At 41.0% G+C, this 18,562-nt stretch carries 18 protein-coding genes; 6 read left to right on the forward strand and 12 right to left on the reverse strand.

All coding sequences use genetic code 11. The features are described from left to right. Window positions 1-5: 5 nt before the first annotated feature. The 4 genes from PR675_RS11880 to ppiA all read right to left on the reverse strand — a co-directional run bounded on the left by PR675_RS11880 (window position 6) and on the right by ppiA (window position 4,381). Window positions 6-1,160 carry an SIS domain-containing protein gene (locus PR675_RS11880; RefSeq protein WP_004923826.1) on the reverse strand — a complete coding sequence of 385 codons (1,155 nt, stop codon included), beginning with the start codon at window positions 1,158-1,160 and terminating at the stop codon, window positions 6-8. After that, complete coding sequence (locus PR675_RS11885) at window positions 1,157-2,452, reverse strand: D-tagatose-bisphosphate aldolase, class II, non-catalytic subunit (protein WP_004923825.1); 1,296 nt, start codon at window positions 2,450-2,452, stop codon at window positions 1,157-1,159. Before PR675_RS11885 ends, PR675_RS11880 begins: the two co-directional genes overlap by 4 nt. A 70-nt stretch (window positions 2,453-2,522) precedes the next feature. After that, entirely contained in the window at window positions 2,523-3,296 is a 774-nt protein-coding gene (gene agaR / locus PR675_RS11890; RefSeq protein ID WP_014656973.1) for a transcriptional repressor AgaR, read from the reverse strand. 512 nt (window positions 3,297-3,808) lie between these two features. Beyond that, window positions 3,809-4,381, reverse strand: a complete 573-nt coding sequence (gene ppiA / locus PR675_RS11895; RefSeq protein ID WP_014656974.1) for a peptidylprolyl isomerase A — start codon at window positions 4,379-4,381, stop codon at window positions 3,809-3,811. A gap of 366 nt (window positions 4,382-4,747) precedes the next feature. Here ppiA and yihA point away from each other — a divergent pair, with 366 nt between their 5' ends. Further along, on the forward strand, window positions 4,748-5,359 hold the full coding sequence (yihA, locus tag PR675_RS11900; RefSeq protein ID WP_004923816.1) for a ribosome biogenesis GTP-binding protein YihA/YsxC: 612 nt from the start codon (window positions 4,748-4,750) through the stop codon (window positions 5,357-5,359). A 112-nt stretch (window positions 5,360-5,471) separates the two neighbouring features. On the opposite strand, the gene PR675_RS21010 is transcribed toward yihA, so the two are convergent. Beyond that, window positions 5,472-5,519, reverse strand: coding sequence for a hypothetical protein (locus PR675_RS21010; protein ID WP_438361642.1), 48 nt, complete (start codon window positions 5,517-5,519; stop codon window positions 5,472-5,474). Window positions 5,520-5,869: 350 nt separating this feature from the next. After that, window positions 5,870-6,673 (reverse strand): SDR family oxidoreductase, encoded by an 804-nt coding sequence (locus PR675_RS11905; protein WP_272582747.1) that lies wholly within the window; start codon window positions 6,671-6,673, stop codon window positions 5,870-5,872. A 320-nt stretch (window positions 6,674-6,993) separates the two neighbouring features. Between PR675_RS11905 and tolC the strand changes: the two genes are divergently transcribed. After that, a complete protein-coding gene (gene tolC / locus PR675_RS11910) occupies window positions 6,994-8,346 on the forward strand; it encodes an outer membrane channel protein TolC (protein ID WP_060561264.1) in 1,353 nt (450 codons plus the stop codon). A 129-nt stretch (window positions 8,347-8,475) separates the two neighbouring features. Beyond that, complete coding sequence (locus PR675_RS11915) at window positions 8,476-8,802, forward strand: hypothetical protein (protein ID WP_053110237.1); 327 nt, start codon at window positions 8,476-8,478, stop codon at window positions 8,800-8,802. Window positions 8,803-8,881: 79 nt separating this feature from the next. On the opposite strand, the gene polA is transcribed toward PR675_RS11915, so the two are convergent. The 4 genes from polA to PR675_RS11935 all read right to left on the reverse strand — a co-directional run bounded on the left by polA (window position 8,882) and on the right by PR675_RS11935 (window position 13,979). Further along, on the reverse strand, window positions 8,882-11,674 hold the full coding sequence (polA, locus tag PR675_RS11920) for a DNA polymerase I (protein WP_060561265.1): 2,793 nt from the start codon (window positions 11,672-11,674) through the stop codon (window positions 8,882-8,884). A gap of 376 nt (window positions 11,675-12,050) precedes the next feature. Continuing rightward, window positions 12,051-12,674, reverse strand: a complete 624-nt coding sequence (gene dsbA / locus PR675_RS11925; RefSeq protein WP_272582748.1) for a thiol:disulfide interchange protein DsbA — start codon at window positions 12,672-12,674, stop codon at window positions 12,051-12,053. A gap of 33 nt (window positions 12,675-12,707) precedes the next feature. Beyond that, a complete protein-coding gene (locus PR675_RS11930) occupies window positions 12,708-13,703 on the reverse strand; it encodes a serine/threonine protein kinase (protein WP_004923797.1) in 996 nt (331 codons plus the stop codon). A gap of 6 nt (window positions 13,704-13,709) precedes the next feature. Continuing rightward, a complete protein-coding gene (locus tag PR675_RS11935; protein ID WP_004923794.1) occupies window positions 13,710-13,979 on the reverse strand; it encodes a YihD family protein in 270 nt (89 codons plus the stop codon). A 215-nt stretch (window positions 13,980-14,194) separates the two neighbouring features. Here PR675_RS11935 and mobA point away from each other — a divergent pair, with 215 nt between their 5' ends. Together mobA and mobB are read left to right on the forward strand one after the other, a co-directional pair. Continuing rightward, complete coding sequence (gene mobA, locus PR675_RS11940; protein WP_004923792.1) at window positions 14,195-14,782, forward strand: molybdenum cofactor guanylyltransferase MobA; 588 nt, start codon at window positions 14,195-14,197, stop codon at window positions 14,780-14,782. 2 nt (window positions 14,783-14,784) lie between these two features. Then, the gene (gene mobB, locus PR675_RS11945; RefSeq protein ID WP_004923791.1) at window positions 14,785-15,306 is read left to right on the forward strand and encodes a molybdopterin-guanine dinucleotide biosynthesis protein MobB; all 522 of its coding nucleotides are present in this window, start codon (window positions 14,785-14,787) and stop codon (window positions 15,304-15,306) included. Window positions 15,307-15,600: 294 nt separating this feature from the next. Here mobB and gorA read toward each other — a convergent pair whose 3' ends face one another. Further along, window positions 15,601-16,953 carry a glutathione-disulfide reductase gene (gene gorA / locus PR675_RS11950; RefSeq protein WP_004923788.1) on the reverse strand — a complete coding sequence of 451 codons (1,353 nt, stop codon included), beginning with the start codon at window positions 16,951-16,953 and terminating at the stop codon, window positions 15,601-15,603. Between the two features lie 120 nt (window positions 16,954-17,073). Beyond that, window positions 17,074-17,916 carry a 23S rRNA (adenine(2030)-N(6))-methyltransferase RlmJ gene (locus tag PR675_RS11955; RefSeq protein ID WP_004923787.1) on the reverse strand — a complete coding sequence of 281 codons (843 nt, stop codon included), beginning with the start codon at window positions 17,914-17,916 and terminating at the stop codon, window positions 17,074-17,076. A 235-nt stretch (window positions 17,917-18,151) separates the two neighbouring features. On the opposite strand from PR675_RS11955, the gene PR675_RS11960 reads away from it, so the two are divergent. Further along, a complete protein-coding gene (locus tag PR675_RS11960) occupies window positions 18,152-18,553 on the forward strand; it encodes a DUF1090 domain-containing protein (protein WP_004923780.1) in 402 nt (133 codons plus the stop codon). Window positions 18,554-18,562: the final 9 nt, after the last annotated feature.

The raw sequence follows: 18,562 nt of genomic DNA on the forward strand, positions 1-18,562 counted from the left end.
TATTATTATTTTGTTGATTTGTATGGGTATAGCTGAACACCTTTAACAACACGATTCACTTCCCCCGTCGGACAAGGGTTATCCGGTGATAAACCATGATTGAGAGAAGCTTCAAATGACAAAAGCTGTAAAAAGACGAGATAAGGAAATATCAACCAAATATCATTGAGTGGGCTATCAAGCACGACGGCCTGCTCTAAAGGTAAACTACTCAATGCCACAATGTGTTTTGCCCGCTGGTCATGTTTCAGCTCATTGAGCAAATCTATATCATAGTGACGGCAATACTCTTCGGCTGATAACATCACTATTACCAATGTTTCTTTATCAATCATAAATTTAGGGCCATGGCGAACCCCTAATGTTGAATCAAAGCGCGTTGCAACTTTCCCCGATGTGAGCTCTAACATCTTCAGCGCCCCTTCTTCGGCAATCCCCGTAAAACAACTTGAGCCAAGCACAACCATTCGACTAAAACCATTTCCTGTCATGCCTTGGATCATCGGCAACCATTGTGGAATGCCGGTTTCTGCAAGTGTGGCAATCTCTTCAACATAACTACGTGCTTGAGTAAAATCTTGAACACCAAATAGTAATAATGTCGCTAATGTCATACAGCTAAAGCTTGAGGTCATGGCAAAGCTGCTGTCATGAGAACCATCGGGCATGATTAAAGAGCAAACATGCTTTTTCCCTTCCGCATAACGTGCCAAAGCGCCATCTGGATTACAGGTCAACATAAGGTGATAAACATCGTCGAGTAGCTCATCTGCCAGCTCTACGACACCAACACTTTCAGGACTGTTACCCGAGCGAGCATAAGAAACTAATAATGTCGGTTTATGTTTATCGAGGTAATGCCAAGGTGTTGGTACAATATCGGTAGATGCATACGCATGTACGTCTAATCCACAATATTCACGTAACCAAGGTGCCATGGCTTTCCCTGCAAAGGCAGACGACCCAGCACCACATAACACAATTTGTAAATCCGGCTTGGCGAGCAGTTCAGATAAAAACGGTTGCCATTGCTCCGATTTAGCCGCTAACTCCCGATATAATTCACGCCATAAACGGGGCTGATGAGTAATTTCTTGTGCAGTAAACAGAGCGCCGTGCTGCTCTAACCATGATTGTGAATATGACAATATTTCCTTCATGCCACCGCTCCTTTTGACTGTGATTCACATGCCAACGCATATTGAAGTAATACGCTTCGAACCTTATCCATGACCCACGCTTTTGGGTCATTCTCTAAGTCACCGACTTTAACGGCTTCGGCCTGCTCTGGTAGGTATTGGCTCAGCATCGAAATCGGTACTGGGTTTTGCCGTAAATTGTCCAATAATTTCGCCACTGCTTTTTCAACTTCAGGCTCCGCCCAGTAATAGCGAATACGGTCACTTAAGCTATATTGTCTGTCGATGTATTGCTGATGAGCACTCCCTTTGTAATAAGGGCTCCAACGCTCTGGCTGCTCATTCATAATTTGTTCGAGGGTTGCGTGTAAATGGGCAGCATCACGCTCACCATTCCATTCACGATCTAATTTATCGAGTGCAAATAACCCTTCACGTAAAGCAAACGTTAATGCAGGGCCAACTTTTAAGATCGCAAAATGGTCGCGGACTAACTGACGATACGCCTTTAGTGCTTGGTAATCGGTAGAGTGTGCTTCATAAACAAGATGGGGAACTGATTCGATAAATTGGCTAAGTGCTTTCGCTTTTTCAGGTTGATAATGTTCAACATTGTGATGATCAAATTCGACCCCTGGCTGAACAACCAAGGCAATCACTCGGGGCCACACATCGGCTAACCCATGCTCTTGCCATTTATTTTTATGGATAGACAATGTGGTTTTAGCAGCTTCGGGCGATGTTACTTGTAATCCATCCATCGATTCTTTCGCACCGCCCGGCACAGGAACTTCTGTGCCAATAACATAAACAGGAGCTTCACCACCATGATCTTGCCAGCTACGTTCAGCCACTTGGCATAGCCTTGCCGCACGGGAAGCGACAACGTCATCGCTCAAAGGAATAGGGTCATCAGCACAAGACATTGAACAATCAAGGTGAATTTTACGAAAGCCTGCCGCAACATAATCATAAATGAGTGTTTCTGATAGTTGCATCGCCTCATCAGCGCAACGGTTTTGCCATGCATTAGGGCCTAAATGATCGCCGCCTAACCACACTTTTTCACGTGGGAAAGCCAATCGATCGGCGATTTTCCATACCATTTCACGAAAATCGCAAGGAAGCATACCGGTATAGCCACCGAACTGGTTAACTTGGTTAGAAGTGGCTTCAATTAATACTGAAGAGTTGCGTTGTTTAGCAAAACGAATCGCACTTTCTAGAACCCAAGGGTGTGCGGAACAGACAGAGTAAACCCCAACGTCCTCGCCAGATTTATGGCGATGGATCAGCTGTAATAGCGGCTGCATAATATCTCCAAATAACTCAGATATGATTAAAAACGTTGCGTTTTTAATTAAGAATTAAAATAGATATGCCTTATTCATCAACAACAATGACTTCTACACCAAATGCCGTTAAAGCTTGGCGATAATGAAGTGGAATGCGGCTATCAGTAATAAGACGATGGATCAGTCTAGCTTCGCGTATTAAACAAAAACTCTTTCGCCCAAATTTAGTGCCATCTGCTACAGCGATAATTTGATGTGCCACATCACACATCACACGGTTGAGATGCGCTTCTCCGCTATTCGGTGTGGTGATCCCAGCTTCAAGATCAAAGCCATCTACCCCAAGAAACAACGTATCAAAACGGTACTGTGATAACTGCTGTTCGGCGGCAGGACCATAAAGGGAATAAGAATTTTTGCGTACGTGTCCACCAAGAACCATAACATCTACGCTGTCGAAACCGGCCAGTTCGTATGCGATATTGAGAGCATTAGTCATCACGACTAAATCACGGTGGTGTTTTAAAAAAGGAACGATTTCTGCTGTTGTTGAGCCTGAATCAATGATGAGAGAATCCCCATCATTCACAAATTCCGCCGCTTTTTTGGCAATACGAGTTTTAATTTCTCGATCCATGCGGCCTTTCACTTGTAACGGTCTATCAAAAGCAAATTTATGATTCACCATTGCGCCGCCATAAGAGCGTAAGGCACAACCCTTTTTTTCCAGATAACGTAAATCATTACGAATAGTGACGCTAGAAACATTAAACTGTTTGCTTAAAGCATCGACACGAACACTCCCTTCTTGGCACAACATATCCATGATGCATTCACGTCTTTTTACGGTATCTGTACTCATGTTTATCACTCCGAAAAACATCACCTTGTTATCACGATTGACCATGCTAACAACATATCTGAATTACAGCAGAGTGAGTCAATCGAAAATGTGATCCTTGTTAAAGTTCATTTTTAGAGCAAAAAACCTCAAAAAACCTTTCGATTCCATTCAAATCGAAAGTCACCGCTTTCAATTGATTGACTTATTTTTTCATGCAAATGCCTAGCAAAGGCCAATATTTAAGTTAGTAAATGTATTAACAACGAAACACAAAGAAAAAATGTCAAACAAACCGTTTTCAAACCGCGCGGTGAGCAAGATCACAAAATTGAATTTATGTAAAAATAACTAGCAGGTTAATAAGAAGAAAAGAATGAAAAAAGAGAAGGGAAAAAGAAAATAAATTCTAATTAATGAGGAAATATACTCTGTGAGTACATCACTACATAAATAGCACTCACAGTGATACAGCCTTATACATGAGAAATAATATAAGTGGGTAAATACTAGCGACCTACCCACTCTATCTATTATGGCTTTTTAATGACTTCCGCAGAAATAATTGATATTGGTTCAACAGGCACATTTTGATATGGACCAACATTCTCTGTTTTTACTTTAGAGATTTTATCCACTACATCCATGCCTTTTACCACTTTACCAAAAACAGCGTAACCAAAATCACGTTGACCGTGATCTAAGAAAGCATTGTCAGCGACATTAATAAAAAACTGGCTGGTCGCACTGTCTTTATTCGCTGTACGTGCCATAGAAATGGTTCCACGTAAATTGCGCAAACCGTTATCTGCTTCATTTTTAATTGGAGCACGAGTCTGCTTTTGCTGAAGATCTTTGTTAAAACCGCCACCCTGGATCATAAAACCAGGAATAACACGGTGAAACGTTGTTCCGTTGTAATAACCTTCATTCACATATTGTAGAAAGTTCTCAGTGGTCACAGGTGCTTTTTTATTATTCAGTTCTAATTCAATATTACCTGCTGAGGTGACTAATTTAACATACGTTTCACCCGCAGCTAATGCTAGAGAAGATGCGCTGATAGCACAGACCGCCAGTAAAGGCACAAAAATTCGTTTTAACATTCAAGATCCCTTTCGCTATAGCTAAATGACTTAATTATACTCGAAATAGTTCGAGGTGCAGCTAAGCGCATAAGCAAATATGTGACTCATGTGAATAGACATAGCCAACAAAGCTGCAACTGGAAGTATGACGAGTACAATTCACCAATTCTAGAGCTAAGCTGAATATATTGCTAAAGATTTACCTTTATTTACGTCAGATAAGCGAGTAATCATCAAAAACTGTCAGATGACGCCCAATATGTACGTAAAATCGTTGTTTCAAAAGCAAACAGCTACTGCTCTATCGCAATTTTGGCTTTGTTTGTCTGCCACCAGTCGCTATAATCCCTCAGCCTCAAAAGGTCAACTCAGGGAGAACAACCTATGACAATCAAAAACCATAACTACCATATGACAAAATTTGTCATCAGTGCACCCGATATCCGTCATCTACCAAAAGATACGGGTATAGAAGTTGCCTTTGCAGGCCGCTCCAATGCAGGTAAATCCAGCGCACTAAACGCGCTTACACAACAAAAAAGCCTTGCTCGCACCAGTAAAACGCCTGGACGGACACAGTTAATTAACCTGTTCGAAGTGGAAGAAGGCATTCGTCTTGTCGACTTACCGGGTTATGGCTATGCCGAAGTGCCGGAAGAGATGAAACGCAAATGGCAAAAAGCGCTTGGTGAATACCTACAAAAAAGGGAGTGTATTAAAGGTCTTGTCGTATTGATGGATATTCGTCATCCACTAAAAGACCTTGATATGCAAATGATTGAATGGTCTATTGCGATGGAAATTCCTGTATTAGTCCTTTTGACTAAGGCAGATAAACTCGCTTCTGGCGCACGCAAAAAACAATTAATGGAAGTCCGCCAAGCACTCTCTCCATTAGGGGGAGACGTCGAAGTCGAATATTTTTCAGCATTGAAAAAAATCGGTATTGATAAATTGCGTCTCAAACTTGATAGCTGGTATAGCACGCCAATTTGATCCATTTCGATCCTTGTGCGTCACTCGGCGCACAACGGCAAGCACGATAACTTTACACAAATTTTGGATAAAAAAATGCTCCAGTCAAAATTTTGACTGGAGCAGCTAATATTCAGCTAAATCCGATTACGTGAAGTAAAAGGTCTGAAAGATAGAACATCTTACCTCTGTACCCTACGCCTTATACTTTACTTGATTTTTTACGCGAAAAAAAGCTTTTCTGTAATTTTTTTTCAATGCTTACTACGATTCAGCGAATAAAACATCATAATAATAGCCAAAAAACGTATTTTTATTACATATTTATGAGAGCCAAGTCGCATTAATATGTAATGTAAATTTTTTATCTCATTAGGTAATAACGCGTATTTTGTTCAAATAACAGACAGAAATAAGCTTTATCGCATCTATATGGCAACATGCGATAAAGAAAATAAGAAGAGTGTTTTATCGAATCGGCGAATAGGTTGACGCCATTATTGATGACTCAGAGAATAAGCAAGCTCGCCTCTATTGTTTTATATCCGCTGATGACAATGCGCTTTCGGGAAGTAATGCTCCGCCATCAACGACAATAGTCTGTCCTGTCATATATCCCGCGGCTTGTGAGGCTAAAAATACCATAGCGGCAGCAATATCTTCTGCTTCCCCTAAACGCCCTAGTGGTACAGCACGAGCAATCCTTTGATTCAATTGCTCATCCCCTAAGTTTTCCATCGCAGGTGTTCGTATCATCCCCGGCTCAACGCCATTCACCGTTATCCCAAAAGGAGCCAACTCCAATGCGGCTGACTTAATAAAACCATTAACCCCCGCTTTAGAGGCGGCATAATGCGCAAGCCCTGGGTAAGCGACTTTAGGACCAGTGACAGATGAGGTGATTAAAATACGCCCTCTTCCCTGCCTTTTCATAATCGGTTGAGCCGCTTGAGCCAAATAAAAAGGCGCCATTAAATTAACACTCAGTGTCTGTTGTAATAAAACCTCATCAATTTGCATAAATTCTGTTAGCGGAAAATAAGCTGCATTATGGATAACAACATCTAATTGATGATATTCGCGATCTATTTTTGCAACCAATGCTGTTATTTGTTGCTGCTTTGCACAGTCACAACCTTCCGCCTGAACGTTAAACCCTTTTGCTACTAATGAAGCTGCGGCTGCTTGCGCCTTTTGTAACTGCAAATCAGCCATAATCACGCAAGCCCCTAATTGAGCAAAGGCTTCAACAATCGCTAAACCAATACCTTGAGCCCCACCAGTAACTAGCACGACCTGCCCTTGAAATGCAGTTGGAGAAAATAAGCGTTCCATGATTAATCCTTTGGCTCTGAGATAAGCCTGTCGCCATAAAAGATATTACGTTACATGAACGCTATATTGAGGTAAAAAAATGTACTGTGACAATCGTTCTTAGGTAGTAAATGCACGTTACGTTCGACAGTAAAATAATCTCATTTTTTACACTAACTTAATCAAGTTAGCTCATATAGCAAAACATATACATTAAATTAAACTTTTAAATGTGGTTTTTTATATTTACATTTTAATAGCTGAGCTATAATTTAATTAAAACCTCTTTCTTAAATCCCATTTAGACTAAACTGTAAAAAATTAATTAGGAATTAATAATAATGAATAAAATAATTAAATTATTTATTTTAATAAGTTCAATAATTATAGGTTATAATTGTAACGCAGAGGATTTATTGCAAGTTTATAAAATAACGAAAGATAACAACCCCACATTAAAAAAAACAGAAAGTGAACGTTATCAAGCCTATAAAAAAATAGATGAAGAGCGTAGCTCATTACTCCCTCAATTAAAATTAAAAGCTAATTCAAACTATAAAAACAATGATGGTACAGATGATAATAAAAATATTAAAAACACCGAATTATCTCTACAAATGACACAATCTATAATTGATATATCTAAGTGGAAATCACTATCTATTCAAGAAAAACATGCAGCTATTTCAGATATTAACTATCAAATAAGCCAGCAAGATCTGCTGTTAGAAACGGCTATCTCTTACTTTAATATATTAAAGTTTATTGATGCCCTCACTTACATAAAAGCCCATAAACTCGCGGTTTATCATCAGTTAGATCAAACCACACAACGCTTTAATGTAGGGCTAACGACCATCACTGACGTACAAAATGCGAGAGCTAACTATGACAGTATCATTGCTCAAGAGGTTCTAGGTTACAACGAATTGAAGAATTCAGTTGAGGTATTAAGAAAAATCAGTGGAGTACGATATACTCAATTAGCAAAACTCAATATTAATAAGTTACAACTCACCAAACCAGATAATATCACATTTCTACTTGAAAATGCGCGAATTAAAAACCTGAGCTTATTAAAAGCTCGCCTGTCACAAGAAATATCAAATGATAAAATATCCCTCGCCAAAAGCGGGCATTTACCTATAGTCACTTTAGATGCTTCTACAGCCATCAATAACACTCGGCTAGATAAGAATAGTATCGAAAGCCAGCATAAAATAAATAACCATTCAGGGAAAAACAATGCAGCCCTCTCGTTAAATTTACCAATCTATCAAGGAAATACGGTTAATTCTCAAGTTAAGCAAGCTCAGTATGGTTTTGAGGCTGCAACAGAGCAACTTGAAAGTGATAATCGAAACGTCACCCAGCAAGTTAACTCTTCATACAATAATCTATTGTCGTCAATAAGTAGTATTAATGCCTATAAGCAACTAATCATTTCAACACAAAGCTCATTAGATGCCACAGAAGCGGGTTATCAAGTAGGAACACGCACTATTGTCGATGTACTATCTGCAACTGCCGCCCTCTATCAGTCGAAAAAAAATTTATCGAATGCCCAATATGATTATTTAATCAACCAATTAAAAATGGAATATTTACAAGGTTCCTTAAACGAAAATAGCATTCAGCGTATCAATAAAATGCTAGGTAATGAAATATCAATTTATGAATCAACAATGCAATAATTAGCATTCGAATCATTTAATATTAAATAATTTATTTTAATTAAAACTTAATAAATTTCATTTTTATCACTCATCATTTTCTATGCCATTATTGATTTTAAAGTAAAAATGAGCTCAAGGAAATAAACAGTGAAAGTAAATGAAATGTATTGCATTAAAAATGGAGAAGAGTTAATCATTTCTCCTTCACCACAAAAAAGGAAAATAACCATTCCAAAATTGATGGCATCGAGTAGAGGGCAAAAAACAAAAGCCCATCACCGTCTAGATATCAATGGAAAGCAAGTTGCAATTGCTGAAGTTGATACACGTTATAATCAATATGGAGTTACTTTAATCAGTATATCATCTTGGTCTGGAATTATTGAGCCTAATACCCAAATGAAAATCATGGCTAGTGAAAGAACATCCAAATATTCATCTGTACTTAGTTATGTATTAGTATTAATAGAATAATATATAATTTCACAATAGATAATATGACTAAATAAAACTGAGTCGAATTAAGCATTATCCGACTCAGTTCAGACTCTAGCTAGTGGGCTTCATCCCAGTTATCACCAATACCGACATCAACCTTCAACGGTACATCAAGTTGCATACTTTGTTCCATCAACTCACGTATTTTGGTGGTCACACTATCGAGCTCTGACTCTTTGACTTCGAAAACTAATTCATCATGCACCTGCATTAGCATGTCTGCATGCGGTTTTTCGGCCTGTAACCAAGCATCCACCGCGATCATCGCTTTCTTGATAATATCTGCTGCCGTACCTTGCATCGGTGCGTTAATAGCCTCACGCTCAGCCGCTTTACGACGCATTCCATTACTTGACTTAATGTCGGCAAGATACAAGCGACGCCCTTCTAACGTTTCAACATACCCCTGCTCAGCCGCTTGATGGCGCGTATTTTCCATATAGCGCAGCACGCCTGGATAGCGTTCAAAATAGAGGTCCATATAACGCTGAGCTTCACCACGAGGAATGCCTAACTGTCGAGCAAGACCAAATGCGCTCATACCATAAATCAAACCGAAGTTAATCGCTTTTGCACTACGACGCTGATCACTTGTCACTTCATCCAGTGGTACACCAAATACCTCTGCTGCCGTTGCACGGTGAATATCTTTGCCTTCAGCAAACGCCGTTAATAGCCCTTTATCTTGCGATAGATGCGCCATAATACGTAATTCGATTTGCGAATAGTCCGCGGCCACTACTTTGTAGCCTTTGCGTGCAATAAATGCTTGGCGGATACGGCGACCTTCTTCCGTCCTAACCGGAATATTTTGTAAATTGGGGTCTCGAGATGATAAGCGCCCTGTCGCTGTCACTGCTTGATGATACGAGGTGTGTACCCGTTGAGTTTTCGGGCTGATCATCAACGGCAACTTGTCGGTATAGGTTGATTTCAGTTTTGCGAGACTACGGTGCTCAAGCAAGAGTTTAGGTAGGGCGTGATTTAGAGCCAACTCCTCAAGCACTTCTTCGTTGGTAGACGGTGCACCACTCGGTGTTTTTTTCACTACAGGCAGTTGTAGCTTTTCAAACAGAATCGTTTGTAATTGTTTGGTTGAAGCAAGATTGAACTCTTCACCCGCAAGCTCAAATGCCTCTTTCTCCAATTCTGCCAAACGCGCAGTGATCTCTTTCGATTGGGCCGCTAGTACCGCAGCATCGATTAATACCCCTTTACGCTCCATTCTGACAAGAACAGGCACTAATGGCATTTCAATTTCACGAAAAACGTGATTCAGTTTAGGCTCAGCCTCTAATTGAGGATACAGTGCTTGATGAAGCAATAACGTCACATCGGCATCTTCTGCCGCGTAATTGGCTGCCTGCTCAAGCGCTATTTGATTGAATGTTAGCTGCTTTTTCCCCTTCCCTGCAATCTCTTCAAAAGAGACCGTTTTATGGTTAAGGTGCCGTTCAGCGAGGCTATCCATATCATGGCGCCCCATGCCCGCTACGCTATTTAGCACATAGGATTCCAGCATGGTATCAAATGCAATACCTTTCAGTTCAATATCGTAGTTGAGTAAAACCTCAGCGTCATATTTTAAGTTCTGACCTATTTTGAGTATTTTATCATTTTCCAATATCGGCTTCATGGCAGCCAACACATCATTTAATGGGAGTTGGGCTGGTGCATCAAGATAATCATGACCTAATGGCAAATAGGCCGCATAGCCGGGTTCAATGGCAAATGACATCCCAACTAAACGCGCTTCTTGTGTATCCAAACTGTCCGTTTCAGTATCAAAGGCAAAGATTGAGGCTGACGTGAGTTTTTCTATCCAGCGGTCTAAATCCGCTTTTTCCAAGATAGTTTGATAGTTTTCCGCACTCAACGTCGGTGCTGCCATGACGGCTTCAATTTTCTTTTCTGTTTTACTTGCCGCTGGCGCACTACTTTTACCACTTTTACCATCCATCCACGTGCCATTCTCAACATCCGCTAACCAGCGTTTAAACTCATAACGGCTAAACAACTGGTAAAGTTTGTCTGTGTCTGGCTCGGAGATCGCAAGTTCTTCGCAGCTTTTTTCTAGCTCCACATCGGTTTTGATGGTCGCTAATTGGTATGAAAGGAAAGCAACCTCGCGATTCTCTTCCATTTTCGGGGCTAATGTTTTCGATCCTCTAAAGCCAAGTGGGGCGATTTTATCTAAAGAGTCGTAAATCTCTTTTAAACTGCCAATACCTTGCAGCAAAGCAAGTGCCGTTTTTTCGCCCACACCGGGAACGCCTGGAATATTATCGGAAGAGTCGCCCATCAATGCGAGGAAGTCGATGATCAGCTCTGGCGGAACCCCATATTTATCCTCAACTTCTTGAGGGCCTAAAATGGTATTGGTCATGGTATTGATCAAGGTGATATTAGGCTCAACCAATTGAGCCATATCTTTATCGCCTGTGCTGATCAAGACAGGGATCCCTTTTTGACTCGCTTGCCTCGCAAGAGTACCAATGACATCGTCCGCTTCAACACCGGAAACCACCAGCAACGGTAGTCCCATCGCTTCGACCATTTCATGCAATGGCGCTATTTGCTCACGCAAATCATCTGGCATCGGTGGGCGGTGTGATTTATAACTCTCAAACAGCTCATCACGGAATGTTTTTCCTTTGGCATCAAAGACGACAGCCACATGACTTGGCTTATATTGCATAATCAAGCTACGCAACATATTGAGCACACCATACATGGCTCCTGTCGGTTCGCCCGCACTGTTAGTCAGTGGTGGGAATGCATGATAAGCACGGTACAGGTAAGATGAACCATCTACCAATATAAGGGGATTTTCTGCTATCTGAGCCATAATCTGTCATCATCTTTTTGTCAGGAATGAATAATAATAGGATGCCACAATGTGCGCTTAGATACACGTCGAGTTTCAACTTCATCAACAATCCTCCCCCTACTCAATTAAATAAATTAAATCGTCATTTTACTCCTTCGCTACCCTATTTTGACCGATATAACCTGTGGATAACTCTGTGAGCAAAATAATGTTATGCCTTAGATTCAATGACTAAGAAAAGATCAAGGGGTTAAACAAGAAAATAAAATCAATGAGTTAGACGAAAATCGCTTGATCTAGCTCAAAAAAAGGATTTTAAACGTATTGTGGATATTGATTACGGAACGTGAATAATTATGAATGTGGCGGCGAGTCACGCCGCCACAAGGAGAGATTATTTTTTGTCGAGCAGATAGTTCACAACTTTAGAAAACTCTTGCCCATAATCTTCGGCTTTATCGACCGCAATGCCATCATTACGGATTTGGTATTTACCATCAACAAACATCGCTGGCACACCACGTAGTTTTAGATCTTGCGCTGCGTTTTGTTGTTTAGCGACTAAAGATTTTACAACGAAGCTGTTTAGTGCAGCATCATACTCTTCACCACTCACACCTGCTTTAATAAAGGCGTTACGGATACCGTCTACCGTACGAATAGATTGTGTTTTTTGGATACCTTCAAACAGAATTGGCGTCACTTTATCTTCAACTTTTAGAACGATTGCCACTGCCCAAGATTGAGTGAGGTTTTTCCCTAATGGGCCTAAGAAATCAACGTGGTAACGTTCCATTTTGACGCCTTCAGGTAAGTTTTTCTCTACCGTTTGTGGCACTTTATACACATTTTCAAACTGATAGCAGTGAGGGCAATAGAAAGAGAAGAACTCTAAAACTTGTGGTAAGTTTTGTACTGGTTGTTTTAAAGCAACGTACTCTTTCCCTTCTGAATAGTTTGCGGCCGCTGCCCCAAATGACATGGCAATACCAATTAAAGCCAACATGATTTTTTTCATATACTACGTTCTCCAAAAAATACCACTTATTTATTAAAATTGAGGGTTTAACTGCAAAGGGGCTTCCTGCAATCGTTCAATTTGCTGAGCAAATTCGACGGATTGTTTTTGCCAAAAATCATCATCCTGCAACCATGAAAATGCTCTTGGAAAAGCGGGATCTTGCCAGCGGCGAATAATCCATCCTAAGTAATGAACCATTCTCATGGCTCTCAGTGGCTCGATTAATTTGAGCTCTTTTACATCAAAGTCACAAAACTCATTATAGGCTTCTAACAGCGTATCTAGTTGGACTAATTGATCCTGACGCGAGCCATTTAATAGCATCCACAAATCTTGTACCGCAGGGCCATTACGCGCATCATCAAAGTCCACCAGCCAAGCCTCATCACGCCACAAAATATTACCGGGATGGCAATCCCCCTGTAAACGTATTGGTGATGAGATAGTTGGCCAATACTGCTTCACTTGCGTAATCAATCTATCGAGTGATTCAATAATGGAGGCCTGCCACCTTGGAGCGATCAATTCACTTTGTACGATAATTTGGCGAGGTTGCTCAAGATACTCAGCAACACCCAGTGTTGGGCGAAAAACAAACGTTTCTTTCTTACCAATTTGGTGAATACGGCCTAATAAGCGCCCGACGTCTTCAAGCTGAAATAAATTATCGGTTTCATACTGGCGACCACCAATACTTGGAAAAACAGCAAAGATGAAACCACCAAATTCCAGCACGGTTTGCCCTGCAAACTCCAGTGGCGCAGCCACAGATAAACCCGCATCTTGTAATTCTAATGTGAAATCATGCTCTTCTTGAATTTGTGACCGGCTCCAACGCTCGGGGCGATAGAATTTCACGACAAAGCGTTTTCGGTTTTCATCCTGAAACTGATAAACCCGATTCTCATAGCTATTTAGCTCTGTTAATCCTGATTCAGGGTAAATGCCCGCTTCCATCAACGCATCAAGGATCAAATCAGGGGAAATCCCACTAAAGTGAAAATGAGAGTGTTCGATATTATTCATCTCTGATTAATCTTTTATGATGCCGCGAGCGCGCAATAACGCGGTTTTAAAGTCTTCTTCATAATCTTTTTTCAAGCCCGGTATCGCTTCATCACTGCTTTTTCCACGCATTTTCAGGTGATATATCAACACATCATCTGTTAGCTCAGACAATGGTCCTTTAAAACCTGCCTCATCGGCCAGCTTTTGTAGTAATTCCACTAAGTTTAAGTCTGAGTTGTCTTTCCATACAGGATGCAGCAGCTCAATAACTTCATTTAAGCGATGGCATTTCATGTTTATTCCTTCATCACGAATATTCGGGCTAAATTAATTGCTATCATACAAGAGAAAAAGCGAATTGATGTCAATCTAAGTAAAGTTTAACTTTAATTCGCATGAACATTCGTTGATTTTATAGGAAAATAGAATAAATTTTGGCAAATACTATAACGAAATTTATTTTCGAACATGTTGAAACCTTTTATTGAAGATAGTCAGGAAAATTGAATATGTTAGATACGCAGTCGATTACGGGTGTCATACTCGCAGGCGGTTTAGGTCGGCGTATGGGGGGCGAAGATAAAGGCTTGGTGCCTTTACTCGGTAAGCCACTGTATCAACATATTATTGAACGCCTAATCCCACAGGTAGGCACGCTGATTATCAATGCTAATCGCAACCAAGAGCGCTACCAACAAAGTGGATTTACCGTCATCTCTGACCTCAATCATGATTTTGCAGGGCCACTAGCAGGCATGCAAGCAGGGTTACATCATGCAGCCACAGAGTGGGTACTGTTTGTGCCTTGTGATGTGCCTGCTTTTCCACTCACACTTGCAGCAACCATGTTTCAACACAAAGGTGATAGCTTGGCTTGTTATGCCAATGATACTGAACGTGACCACCCAACTTTTGCCTTACTCCATCGTTCATTAGCACCCTCATTGGATGAGTACCTTGCAAAAGGAGAGCGCAAATTAATGTTTTTTATGCGGGAAATAGCAGCGAAATGTGTGATTTTCCCTCCACAATTAGGCTCTTTTGCTAATTTAAATACCCCTGAAGATAGCCTCAACTGGGAGCAACAACAAAAATAATCATGAAACAAAAATCTCTACCTCTACTCGGCATCACCGCCTATAGTGGCACCGGCAAAACCACACTATTAAAAAAAGTGATCCCATTATTACGGCAACGCAATGTTCGCGTCGGTTTAGTCAAACATACACATCACGATATGGATGTCGATAAACCCGGCAAGGACAGTTATGAATTACGTAAAGCGGGCGCTGATCAAACACTTGTCGCCAGCCAAAAGCGCTGGGCGCTGATGACCGAAACCCCAGCTCAGGATGACGAATTAGACCTGCATTATTTGGCGAGCCGTTTTGATCCTAGCTCCCTCGATCTGATTTTAGTCGAAGGGTTTAAGCATGAGACGATCGATAAGATCGCGCTGTTTAGATCGGAAGTGGGTAAACCATTAGATGGCTTAATTGACCAACATGTGATCGCCGTCGCCAGCAATCAAATTATTGATACCACCTTGCCACAATTAGATATCAATAACCCAGAACAAATCGCTGATTATATTGTGTCTTGGTGGCAAAAAAGCCAATAGCCCCCTGCCGCTGGATTTTGGGTGCATTAAAAGCAGGGAATCAATATGTTAAAAATGGAAACAGTGCGACTCAATAGTATAGCGCGAGCTATTAAGCATGACACAACGGGATTTAGCCAATAAGTAAAGGCACGGTGAATACGATCCATAAAATAGTATCAGCATAGCCCCTACGCTCAGGTATTTCACTGGCAATGATTTAAATGGATTCGTCGGAGTTTAGTTATTTGGAGTGAAATGTCTGAGGCTGAACGGATAACGTTCAGCCTTTTTAACGTGTTGTGACGGTGACTCTTAACGCATTGTCACAAATTCTTCTGCCGCTGTTGGGTGGATAGCCACAGTATTATCGAAATCTTTCTTCGTTGCCCCCATCTTCAGTGCAACGGCAAAGCCTTGTAAGATTTCATCCATACCAAAGCCAATACCATGAATACCAACAATTTTCTCATCCGTTCCCACACACACCAATTTCATACGGCATGGCTGACGATGAGAAGTGACCGCGGTATACATCGCTGTAAATGAAGATTTATAACATTTAACCTGATCCGCCCCGTATTTTTCGATTGCTTCGGGCTCCGTCAAACCAACGGTACCAATAGGTGGATGGCTAAACACAACGGTTGGAATATTACTGTAATCTAAGTGTTCATCTGGCTTATTATTAAATAAACGTTCAGATAGACGACGACCCGCAGCAACCGCAACTGGTGTTAACTCAACAGCCCCCGTGTTATCACCTACCGCATACACACCCGCGACATTGGTGTTTTGGTATTTATCGACTTTGATATAACCTTTTTCATTCAGCTCAACACCCGCTGCTTCAATATTCAGGTTATCAGTCATTGGTTCACGGCCAATCGCCCAAATCAATGCATCGACAGTTTGTTCTTTGCCATTTTCCAATTTCAGAGTCAAAGAGCCATCGGCATTTTTGACGACCTCTTTTGGTACAGATTCTGTATGCAGAGTTGGACCTTCGGTATTCATCACCTCAACCAAAGTTTCAACAATCAGAGGGTCAAACGAACGTAGCGGAGCATGTTTACGGACAAATAGATGAGCCTCACTGCCCAGGCCATTTAAGACACCCGCCAATTCAACCGCAATATAACCAGCACCAACAACCGCAACACGTTTTGGTAAATCTTCAAGCTCAAAGAAGCCGTCCGATGTCATGCCATATTCTGCACCAGGAATGGCAGGGATCACTGGACGGCCACCTGTTGCAATTAAAATATGATCAGCGGTATAAATTTCACCATCGACTTCAACAGTATGCGCATCGACAAAACGAGCAAACCCCTTGATCACATCGACCTTGTTATTACCTAATACACGGTCATAAGATTGATGGATACGATCAATATAAGCAGTACGACTTGCAATTAAGGTTTTCCAATCAAAACGGTTAATTGTGGTATCAAAACCATAGTCAGGGCCATAAGCACGGATCGCCTCAGAGATTTGTGCGGCATGCCACATCACTTTCTTCGGTACACATCCCACGTTCACACAGGTTCCACCTAACGCTTTCGCTTCAATTAGGGCACACTTTTGTCCATACATTGCCGCTCGGTTCATAGAAGCAATACCGCCACTTCCGCCACCAATCGCAATATAGTCGTAATGTTTGCTCATAACTTGGTTATTCCCATTTTTGATTAATTAAAAAGCTAATACTTACTATTATGCTATTTATCAATTTGATCACAATAGCAATAAAAGATAGGTATCTCCTCTTAATGAAATAGAGGCTGCCTATTCAGGCACAATCCACTCGACTAAGGTATGCCCTGTTCCTTCTGGAACGAGGGTTTTGTGTAGCCAAGGGAGCACTTTTTGCATCTGCTGCTCTAATTTCCATGGTGGATTGATCACAATCATACCTGATGCCGTCATGCCTCGTTGATCGCTATCAGGACGTACAGCTAATTCAATTTGCAATATTTTACGGATCCCAGTCGCTTCCAATTGACTGATCATGCGCTTAATTTGTTGTCTCAATACAACAGGATACCAGATCGCATACGTTCCCGTCGCAAAGCGTTTATAGCCTTCGACGATCCCCTTCACGACAGCTTCATAATCAGATTTCAGCTCATAAGGCGGATCAATCAACATAAAACCGCGACGGCTTGGTGGCGGTAATTTCGCTTTCAGTTGTTGATAACCATCGTCTTTGGACACCTGAGCACGGTTATCGCGAGAAAATTCTGCACGCAATAACGGGTAATCAGTAGGATGCAACTCAGTGAGCACCAATTTGTCTTGCTCACGCAATAAGTGCTTCGCTAATAGCGGCGAACCAGGGTAATAACGTAACCGCCCATTTTCATTCATGCGACGGACAATATTCATATAAGGAAGCAATTCCTCTGGTAAGTCCGGCTGTTCCCAAATGCGCGCAATCCCTTGTAGATATTCACCTGTTTTTTCTGCATGTTCACTGGTTAACTGATAGCGACCAGCCCCCGAGTGCGTATCCACATACAGGAAAGGTTTTTCTTTCTCTTTAAGAGATTCAATAATAAGGCTTTGAACAGTGTGTTTTAACACATCTGCATGGTTGCCTGCATGAAAACTATGGCGGTAACTTAACATGACACTTTTCTTTCCTGAGGAAATTCAACACTAGCCAAATATGACTATTATCAAATAGATTCTTTAAAGACAGCCTGTAAAATAAAACATAGACCGAATGATTTGTTCTGATTCTGAACCATTATAGCCAAATTTCGTTAAAATTAGCACTATTCCTAATTTGACAAAGCGGCATGACTTCAACATGATAAAAAGCTATCCTAAACAAAATTAAAATATAATTAAGGACAAAAAAATGCATAAATCACTCATGACAACGATAACAGCGGTTTTACTTTTAGCAGGGACTTCGGCAACGGCAGGAAATAAACAAAATGGCTGTGAAATTAAAAAGCAGAAAATTGAAACTCAAATAAAATACGCCAAAAAACACGGTAACACTTACCGTGTTGCAGGTTTGCAAAGGGCTCTCGATAACGTTAATACCTATTGCACGCCTACATCGCTTTACCGTGACAGCCAAAAAAATGTGGCTGAAAAACGAGAAAAAGTACAAGAAAGAGAAGCTGAATTATTGGAAGCAAAACAAAAAGGAAATAGCGATAAAATCGCAAAGCGCGAACGTAAGCTAAAAGAGGCTCAAGAAGAGCTAAAAGAAGCACAAGCGGAGTTAGAGCTCTATAAAACAGGCCTATAAATTCTTCGT

Source organism: Providencia sp. PROV261 (assembly GCF_028477945.1).
Taxonomy (GTDB): domain Bacteria; phylum Pseudomonadota; class Gammaproteobacteria; order Enterobacterales; family Enterobacteriaceae; genus Providencia; species Providencia stuartii.